Source organism: Bradyrhizobium sp. CCBAU 45321 (genome assembly GCF_028128975.1).
Classification (GTDB): Bacteria; Pseudomonadota; Alphaproteobacteria; order Rhizobiales; family Xanthobacteraceae; genus Bradyrhizobium; species Bradyrhizobium yuanmingense.
Genome location: NZ_LFKZ01000082.1, coordinates 1 through 7431 on the forward strand (window position 1 = coordinate 1; position 7431 = coordinate 7431).

The window sequence follows — 7431 nt, forward strand, 5'->3', positions numbered from 1 at the left end:
ACGCTCGGTATGCCCAAGACCGAGTTCGAGGCATTCCGCGGCTATGCGCAGATGCGCGCCAAGGCGGACTACATGCATGAGTTCGGCGTCGACAGCGTGGCGGATGTCGCCCGCACCCTGGCGATGTTCGGCGCCTTCACCGAAGGCATGGCCTTGTTCGCCAGCTTCGCCATGCTGCTGAACTTCCCACGCCACAACAAGATGAACGGCATGGGACAGATCGTAAGCTGGTCAGTGCGCGACGAGAGTCTCCACTGCGAGGGCATCATCAAGCTATTTCACGAATGGCACCGCGAAACCGGCGCGGTGACGCGCTCCGTCCGCGACGACATTGTCGACGTCGCCAAGACCATGGTGAAGCTGGAGGAGAACTTCGTCGAGCTCGCCTTCGGCCTTGGCAAGATCGAGGGCATGCTGCCCGAGCATATCCACGCCTACGTCCGCTACGTCGCCGACTGGCGACTGGCCCAACTCCGGATTGCCCCGGTCTTCGGCTTCTTCGAGGCGAAGGAGGGCGGGTTCACCCAGCTCAAGGCGCATCCGCTGCCGTGGCTCGTCGAGATTCTCAATGGCGTCGAGCACGCCAATTTCTTCGAGCAGCGCGCCACGGAGTACTCCAAGGCGGCGAGCCGCGGCAGCTGGGACGGCGAAGACGGGGTGTGGGCGACTTTCGGCCGTATCTAGCCCATCTTATTCATGCTAGCGTTGGCCTTGAGCGCCTGCCGACGCGGGTGCGCGCATGTCACGCAATGCTAACCGCGCAGACGCTGTTTTCTGCACTAATCCCAATTCTCCGGTGCCACGATCGCCAAGAGACTACATGCAGCGTGCGGTATGAAGGCATGACTTCATGGGACCTGTTGGTGTTGACTTTGCAATAGAGAGCCCATTTTGAACGCGTGCCGCCCGATACCCGAAGAACAAAAGCAGCGTCACATGACTGACCGATCCGAGTGCTGGGCTACAGGAGCAAACGCTATGCCAAACCAGCCAGCTTGCCGGCCACCATTTTCGACGTTTCGGTCCCGCGCTGCGATTCAGCGCTTTACCAAGGACCGTGTCGTACCGGCCTGGCATTTGCAGAGCAAAGAACGCCTCCGGTTTGATGTAATCGTCCGCGTTCCATATGATTGAAGCTGTCGCCGAGCGTCTTGAGGGGGCGCCGCGACAGCTTCGCCGGCGCTGGTCGGACGAGTTCACGCGCAAGTTGTGGCAGAGGCGCAGGAGCCTGGCGCGAGTGTATCGGGGATCGCCCATCTCTTCGTCTGGCGTCGCGATGCTCGGGCGAACGAACCTACCTTCGCGGCCTTCGAGTCGCGAAGTCGCGGTGGCGTGCATGTCAGAGGCAGTGATCGAGATTGCCTCCATTGGCGAGGTGATCGTGCGCGCCGGCGTGGACGCCGACGAGGCGCAGCTGCAGCGGGTGATCCGGGCGGTCCGTTCGGCATGATCCCCTCCGGCGTGAAGGTGTTCCTGGCCAGCCATCCAGTTGACTTCCGCAAGGGTACCGATGGCCTTGTTGCGCTGGTGCGCGATGCCGGCTCAGATCCGTTCGACGGGGCGCTTTATGTGTTCCGGGCGAAAAGGGCTGACCGAATCAAGATCGTATGGTGGCATAGCTCTGGCGTGTGCCTCTATTTGAAACGCCTTGAAAAAGCGAAGTTCTGCTGGCCGCGGAATCGGGCATCATCGGATACAGATGAATCCGCGCAGTTGATGGCCCTGGTGGACGGGATGGATGGGGAAGCGGGTCCGGGCTGTGGCGGTCACGCCGGCGGTAAGCGCTGCGACGAAGTGAATCAACGCCTGAAAGGACGAGAGAACCGGAGCAAAAGGTGCTCTGGTCGGGGCAATGCCCCCGCCCGATCTCGACCTCCCGAATGACGTAGAGATGCTAAAGGCCATGGTGCTTGCCATGGCCAAAAAAGCGGCGCCTGCGATGCAATGGAGAGCGAGATCGACGATCTCAAGGCGCGCAACGCCGATGCGCGCATCGCGCGGCTGACGCAGATCCTAAAGGCCTTTGACCGCCCCCGGTTCGACCGACGATCGGAAAAGCTCGGCTCGGCGAGTATCGATGACGAACAGCAGGCTTTTGCCTTCGAGGAGATCGAGACCGGCATTGCTGCGATCAGGACACAGGTCAATAAGGGCCGCGAGCGGGGCGGGTGGCAAACGCGCACCTCGTCGGCGCAAGGGCTTTGCATCGCATCTGGAACGGATCGGGGTTGTCATCGAGCCGGAAGCGTTAGCTGAGCATGCCGGCAAGCAGAAGGTGCTCATCGGCGAGGACGTGTCGAAGCGTCTGGATGTGGAGCCGGCGAAGTTCCCCGTCATCGTCACACGCCGTCCCAAGTATGCCTTCAAGAACGAGGACAGCGTGATCCAGGCGCCGGGCCCAGATCGCCGTCTCCAGTACGTCGATGGCCAACCGCTCTACCGGCAGGAAGCCATCTATGCCCGCGATCAGGTCGAACTTGACAGCCAGCTGGTGGCGCAATGGATGGGCAAGCTCGGCTTCAAGCTGGAGATCGTGGCCGACTACATCTTCAGCGAGGTAAAAAAGGCCGGACGGATCTGTGCCGACGAGACCACCTTGCCGACGCTCGCTCCGGCTCCGGATCGACGAAGACGACCTGCTTATGGGGCTATGCCCGAGATGATGGAACCTTTGCTGGCAGCGCCCCCCGATCGTGGCGTATCGCTTCGAAGACAGCCGCTCCGGCGAACGTGCGGCCCGGCATCTCAATGGTTATCGCGGCATCCCTGCAGGCTGGTGGATACGCCGCCTATACCAAGTTGGCGCGACCCGATCGCGGAATGATCGGCATCACCTTGGCCGGCTGCTGGTCACAGCAGGCCCCAAGTTCTATGAGCTGCATGCTGCAGGAAGCTCGAAAGTGGCAACGACGACAGTCGAACGGATGGCAAAGCTCTGGCAGGTTGAGAAGACCGTGCGCGGCCAAAGCCCCGACGCACGCGTTGCCGCGCGCCAGCAAGCCTCCGGGGCGGTCGTCGCAGGTCTCTTCGATCTCTGGCAGCACACCTTGCGGCGGATCTCCGGGAAATCAAAGCTGGCCGAGGCAATCCGCTATGCCGTCTCACGTGGCTCCCTCTTCGAACGCTTCCTCACCGACGGCCACATTGAGCTGGACTCCAACATCGTCGAGCGCGCCATCACGCCACAGACAATTACAAGAAAAAATAGCCTCTTCGCGGGCAGCGACGGCGGCGGACAACCTGAGGGACCATCGCAACACTGCTGCATAGGGCGAGAATGAACAACGTCGATCCGTTCGCTTGGCTCGTCCTAAACACTTCACCGTATCACCAATGGCTGGCCGAGTAGCGAAATCGACGCGCTCATGCCATGGAACCATGCCGCGTGACGGCCGCAGCTTGCCGCTTACACCCCGACGGCTGCAATTGAACATTGAACTTGCATCGAAGCATATCACACATTTCTACAGCTAGAAGAAGGTTGGACTGTCACGAAGGCTTGGCCGGCATGTGCGAGCCGATCCGCGCCCAGCAATCGGCCGAGCGACGGAGGCGATGGGCTTGTCGCTTCACGATGGCGCGCCAGTCAGACCTGCGCAGATGCGTGGGCAAAAGCCTTGCGATGGGACATTCGCCGGAGCAGATCGCCGGCGGCTGGTGCTGAAGCATGGTCGCGCCATCATCAGCCATGAGTCAATCTATCGTTTCATCTAACGTCGGACGGCCCAGAACGATTACTGGTACCCCTGCTGCCACGTCACAAGAAAATACGAGGGCACCCCCGGCAGAGACCTGGATAAAACTTAGGGCAAGGTCACCAGGACTTCTAACTGGATAAGTTGAGGCAAACTCATTCCTCATTCTGTTAGCCTGAATTGATCTCCCGACAAGACACCGATGGCCTGGAGTCTAGAGTCATACTCCTCGCACGTGCCGAGCAGAGTATCCGCGACTGACAAATTGTGCACGGGATCGATGAGTGGGGGGTCGTAAGTCAGGGAAACCGGGCCAGTAGAAAGTACTTCGTCGCCCCGTTCGGTCTCGTCGGAACCTTTGGTCCGTACACCATTTCACGAGTTGCGTTGCGGCTCCCTTTCCGGACTCTGTTAAGGGGGGCAGATGGGGAACCGAATAGAAGTTCGTCCGGGTAGAATACATCTGTCCCGCACCGGAGCGTTGATTTGGTTGAGCATGGATGGTTAGCAGACGCTTGCCAGCCGGACGTTCGAGCGTGCCCTGAATTAGACCGTCTTCCCATGTCATTCTGATGTGCCAGCTTTTTGGAGAGCCAAGGACCTCCCGCCCCGAAGCGAGCGCTGCATCATGCGTTGTCACATAGATGTAGGGAATGTAGTAGCCGGTCTGCCCGCCAAGATCGCGAACTTGGATTCCTGAGTAGTGCTCTAAATACGGTCCGACTGTGCTTAAGCCATAGCACGCTATGCCCACCGCACCGCACCCGACGGGCCGATCACCGGCTCGCCTTCAGAGCCTGGACGATCGACGCAATCATCGTCGGGTCCGCACCACGGCCGGCCCGGATCGTGATGCCCTCAACTTCGATCTCGATGACTATCCCCCTGGCTTGCAGCGTACCGCTTTGCGCTCACGCGCCCAAGAGCTGGCGCCGGCACTACGGCATCCACCACCGCCGGCACAAACTGTACTTCTTTTGCTTCGGAATGACCGCCCGGTGCTTCTCGCAACTGACGGCGCCTGCCAAACAACTGCTGCGGCGACAATCCAAGCCGTCGCAGACCGAGTCGCCACTCGCTGCGATCTCCGCAAAACTCCGAGCCTTGTCCTCGTCGCTCCACTTCCGCCGAAGGCCCGCTCCGGTTGAAGATCTCGAGGCGCCGCACCGGCTCCGTGATAGCAGTATGCACTGTGTCCATTCTAAGCCTAACGGTCCAAAACGAACCGCAGGCTCGCAGATCACCCCGTCATTCGGTAGATGGCCCCTGAACGGCCCCTTACGGCCGCTCGATGCGCCCTGGAGTTATGGTCGGAGCTTTTTTTGACGCAAAGCCTGTTTAGAGCTACAATAGGTTTTTAGGTGCGGGTCTACAAGCAAACGGCTGATCTATGGTCCTTCGATTCGGGCATACGTTTCGATGATGTGGTTGGCAGTAAGCGAGTAGTCTTGCGTTCTGGCCCCAGCAATAGCCAACAGACGACGGCATGAAGGAAGTGTTAAGCGAGAGCTAATATTAAGCCGCGGGTACATCCCTCGAATTCGTGGGTGCAATTCGGCTGCAACGCGTACATCAGACGATGCAACGAACCTACCGCCCCAAATTTCAATGATCTCCTTTAAAGGGTGTCCCGCTCTCAACTTCTTCTTTGTTGTTATTTGCGCGTCCAGCCATTGATAGGCAATCCGGACGCTATCATCATCCTCGTGGAGACAATTGTCATCTTGATAGTTGACGCGAGTTTTTGCGTTGGCAATTTCAGCTGCTGTGAGCATGTTGAAAGCTCCTCTGATACGACTTTCTGTACGGCCGCGAAGCGTCCTTGCGAATTTAGCCTCCGCACTGGTCCGTGAGTTACTATCATGTCTGGTAGTTGGAGCGCTTACTCGCCAATTCCATTCACCTACTTCTGACGTTCTCGCTCACGGCGCTTGATCGATCCGATTCCCGGGATTGGTCTCATAACGGCCCCGGCTCTCGCCGCGACCGTGCCGGACGCGACCATCTTCCGCTCCGCGCGGGAGTTCGCGGCCTGGCTTGGCCGGAGGCCTAAGCGGAATTCCACCGCCGGGAACGGACGGGCTAGATCGGATTACGAAACAGGGCGATTCCTATCTCAGGTACTTGCTAGACATCGGAACACGCAAGGTCGTTCGGTATCCAAAGGGCTGGTCCTGGGCCGGACGTGGCTGTATCGAAGCCCTGCTTGAACGGCAGCGGCCCATGGTCCTTGCCATCGCGTTGCCATCAAGTTGGCCACGGATGGTGTGAGGGCAAATGACAGCATGATGGACACCGGCGGAGCTGGACATCGAGCAAGCCCGAAGAGCTTTAGGCGCAACAAGCGCGACCCGTTGATGAGACCTCGATCCGCGATCTCCATCCAGGGCCAGCGGCCATCGCATCGGTCGCACTAACACGCTATATCCATGCACGCACCCGGCCAGTATCCAAAGTGCTGCTGAAATCCCTTGCATCAGCGGGGCTGCCTATACCTAAAGCTCTCGATGAAAGCGTTCTGCAAGGGCTTTGACCTTGCCCCCGGGGCTTAATCCAGTTTGAAGTTCGTTCTGGCCCACAACGAGGACCAGAGCATGAAGCGTAGCGGCTTTACGGAAGAGCAGATTATCGGGATCTTGAAGGAGCACGAGGCCGGGGTGTCGGTCGCCGATCTATGCCGCAAGCACGGCGTGAGCGACGCCAGCATCTACAAATGGAAGGCCAAGTACGGCGGGATGGACGTCTCCGAGGCCAAGCGGCTGAGGACGCTGGAGGACGAGAACACGAAGCTGAAGCGGCTCCTGGCTGACGCCATGCTGGACAATGCGGCGTTGAAGGACCTTTTGGGAAAGAAGTGGTGACGCCCGCGGCCAAGCGGAAGGCTGTCGCGCATCTCGTGGATGCCCACGGGATGAGCGAACGGCGGGCGTGTAAAGCCATAGGCTGCTGCCGCATGACCATGAGATATCGGACGACCCGAGCGGATGATGCCGGCGTTCGCCAGCGCATGAAGGCGATCGCCCAGGAGCGCCGCCGCTTCGGCTATCGGCGCCTGCATGTTCTGCTCAAGCGGGAGGGCTTTGCGATCAACCACAAGAAGCTATTCCGGCTGTACCGGGAAGAGAAGTTGGTGGTGCGCCGCCGTGGCGGCCGCAAGCGGGCGATCGGGACCCGGGCGCTGATGACGGTGCCGATGGCACCGAACGACCGCTGGTCACTGGACTTCGTCTCCGATCAGCTCACGGATGGCCGCCGCTTCCGCATCTTGACCGTGGTCGATGACTGTACCCGCGAGTGCTTGGCGCTGGTGGCCGATACCTCGCTCTCCGGGGCCCGGGTGGCGCGGGAGTTGGATCGGCTGGTCATGGAGCGCGGCAAGCCAAAGATGGTGGTCAGCGACAACGGCACCGAACTTACCAGCAACGCCATCCTGACCTGGGCCGATCGGAGCCGCGTCGCCTGGCATTATATCGCTCCGGGCAAGCCCATGCAGAATGGCTTCATCGAAAGCTTCAACGGTCGGCTCCGGGATGAATTGCTGAACGAGACGCTGTTCACGTCGCTGGCTCAGACCCGCGTCGTGGCTCGCCGATTATAACTACACACGACCGCACTCACAGCTCGGATGGAAGACACCCTCCGAGTTCGCCTTCACCTGCCACCCGCGCCGGGATCTGGCGCTGCGCTATGCCGATGGCTCCGCGCCAGCTCCCGTCGCTACCACCGCCCAACTGGG

The 7431-nt window shown here is 60.2% G+C and carries 6 protein-coding genes and 3 pseudogenes; 7 read left to right on the forward strand and 2 right to left on the reverse strand.

Features of this window, described 5'->3' with window-relative positions; genetic code table 11:
- The 5 genes and pseudogenes from ACM43_RS10115 to ACM43_RS38805 all read left to right on the forward strand — a co-directional run.
- Positions 1 to 684 (forward strand): ribonucleotide-diphosphate reductase subunit beta (locus ACM43_RS10115; protein WP_271539902.1); only part of this gene is annotated, 684 nt, incomplete at its 5' end.
- Between the two features lie 762 nt (positions 685 to 1446).
- On the forward strand, positions 1447 to 1884 hold the full coding sequence (gene tnpB, locus ACM43_RS10120) for an IS66 family insertion sequence element accessory protein TnpB (RefSeq protein ID WP_074448647.1): 438 nt from the start codon (positions 1447 to 1449) through the stop codon (positions 1882 to 1884).
- A pseudogene (locus ACM43_RS38795) lies at positions 1853 to 2389 on the forward strand (IS66 family transposase); the annotation flags it as partial. The gene tnpB and the pseudogene ACM43_RS38795, both read left to right, overlap by 32 nt.
- Positions 2381 to 2563 (forward strand): annotated as a pseudogene (locus ACM43_RS38800) (IS66 family transposase); the annotation flags it as partial. The pseudogenes ACM43_RS38795 and ACM43_RS38800, both read left to right, overlap by 9 nt.
- Positions 2564 to 2693: 130 nt before the next feature.
- Positions 2694 to 3281, forward strand: a complete 588-nt coding sequence (locus tag ACM43_RS38805) for an IS66 family transposase (RefSeq protein WP_442869286.1) — start codon at positions 2694 to 2696, stop codon at positions 3279 to 3281.
- Between the two features lie 634 nt (positions 3282 to 3915).
- Here ACM43_RS38805 and ACM43_RS10130 read toward each other — a convergent pair.
- Entirely contained in the window at positions 3916 to 4449 is a 534-nt protein-coding gene (locus ACM43_RS10130; RefSeq protein ID WP_271539903.1) for an acetoacetate decarboxylase family protein, read from the reverse strand.
- A gap of 634 nt (positions 4450 to 5083) precedes the next feature.
- Positions 5084 to 5470, reverse strand: a complete 387-nt coding sequence (locus tag ACM43_RS10135) for a hypothetical protein (protein ID WP_074448648.1) — start codon at positions 5468 to 5470, stop codon at positions 5084 to 5086.
- Positions 5471 to 5683: 213 nt separating this feature from the next.
- Here ACM43_RS10135 and ACM43_RS38810 point away from each other — a divergent pair, with 213 nt between their 5' ends.
- On the forward strand, positions 5684 to 5905 hold the full coding sequence (locus tag ACM43_RS38810; protein WP_370140868.1) for a hypothetical protein: 222 nt from the start codon (positions 5684 to 5686) through the stop codon (positions 5903 to 5905).
- A gap of 384 nt (positions 5906 to 6289) precedes the next feature.
- Positions 6290 to 7431 (forward strand): annotated as a pseudogene (locus tag ACM43_RS10140) (IS3 family transposase); the annotation flags it as partial.